The sequence below is a fragment of the Collinsella sp. LCP19S3_F2 genome, from assembly GCF_052121015.1.
Lineage (GTDB): Bacteria > Actinomycetota > Coriobacteriia > Coriobacteriales > Coriobacteriaceae > Collinsella.
In genome coordinates this window covers 1-313 of record NZ_JBQKFA010000045.1, presented here as the reverse complement: position 1 = coordinate 313, position 313 = coordinate 1, and the positions used below count along the sequence as shown (strand labels likewise).

The 313-nt window shown below is 61.3% G+C and carries 1 protein-coding gene; it reads right to left on the bottom strand.

Features of this window, described 5'->3' with window-relative positions; translation table 11 throughout:
- Positions 1-313, bottom strand: a 313-nt coding sequence (locus ACTQX9_RS09595; protein WP_441541399.1) for a tape measure protein, incomplete at both ends; no start/stop codon positions are given.

Sequence of the window (313 nt, the reverse complement as noted above, 5' to 3'; positions counted from 1 at the left end):
GGTGAGGAACTCCACAGCCTTCGTCATCGGGCCGATCATGGGTTCCAGCAGCGTCGCGCCGAACGCGGACAGTGAGGTCTTGAAGTTCGCAATCTTCGCCGGGAGGGTCTGACCCATATCCTTCGCCAGCGACCCCGTGCCCTTATTGATAGCCGTGACGAAGTCCTCGAACGACACCTTGCCGTCCGAGATCGCCTTCTTCACATCAGCCTGGGACATGCCCATGCTGTCCGCGAGGTACTTCGTCGCATTGACACCAGCGTCGGCCATTTGCGCCATGTCCTCGCCCGTGACCTTGCCCTGGGCGCTGATC